We start from the raw sequence: 982 nt of genomic DNA, 5'->3' as shown, positions 1-982 counted from the left end.
AATCGAGTAGGAGGCGGTGGCTAACCGCCGTCCTCTCACAGCACCGTACGTACCGTTCGGTATACGGCGCTTTCAATAGTTGACGTGCACAGACTGGTAGGCTGTGGCTAAATCATAATAGCCACTGTTTATCAGTCTTTCTTTATTCAGCGCCCAAATCACAGCTTTGTTATTACTGATATACCAATACTTTCTGCGACTGTTTGCTATTGTTGCCGCATAGTGTTCTGGAATTCCCAGCTTGACTAGATTTTTATATTTCGTTCTAGGTTTCTTCCACTGTTTCCATATACACATACGTATTCTGTGATAGAGCCATCCGTTAATGTCATCTATGTTGTTCTTCATACTTGCAATTCCGTAGTAGTTAAGCCATCCCCTCGCATACACCTTGATTTTCTCAAGGCTTGGCTTGATTGACTGACATCGCTTACGGGAAGATAACTCCTTCAGTCTAGACTTAAACTTCTTCCATGACTTCGGATGAACTCGGACATAAATGCCTTTTCCATTCCTTCCCAATGCAAAGCCAAGGAATTTAAAATTTCGGATTGCAAACACGCTGACAGTACGGCTCTTTTCTCGGTTGACTGTAAGTTTCAGCCTCTCCTCAAGATATTTTGTACTGCTTTCCAAGAGTCTCTCTGATGCTCGCTTGCTCTTTGCAAGAAGCACGATGTCATCTGCATATCTTATGCATGGAACACCTCTTTTCAGGAATTCCTGGTCGAACTCATTGAGATAGACATTTGCAAGCAATGGTGATAGATTTCCACCTTGTGGTGAGCCTTCCTCTGTGTCGATGACCACTCCATTTTCCATTACACCGCTTTTCAGATAGCGCTTTATCAGTTGCACTACTCTTTCATCCTTGACATTCTTACGAAGAATGTTAATGAGGATTTCGTGATTTAGAGTATCGAAGTATTTTGATAAATCAAGAACTACAGCAAATGTATAGCCTTGTTCTGCATACTCTTTG

1 protein-coding gene is annotated in these 982 nt (G+C 42.1%); it reads right to left on the bottom strand.

Annotated features, from left to right (window positions below; translation table 11 throughout):
* Window positions 1-72: 72 nt before the first annotated feature.
* A partial coding sequence (locus GPK83_RS13635) for a reverse transcriptase domain-containing protein (protein WP_215705010.1) occupies window positions 73-982 on the bottom strand: 910 nt, incomplete at its 5' end.

It is taken from the genome of Clostridium sp. MCC328, from assembly GCF_018785465.1.
Taxonomy (GTDB): Bacteria; Bacillota; Clostridia; order Lachnospirales; family Lachnospiraceae; genus Pilosibacter; species Pilosibacter fragilis.
Note: the sequence above shows the minus strand (reverse complement) of the source record. Positions and strands in the feature narration are given on the sequence as shown.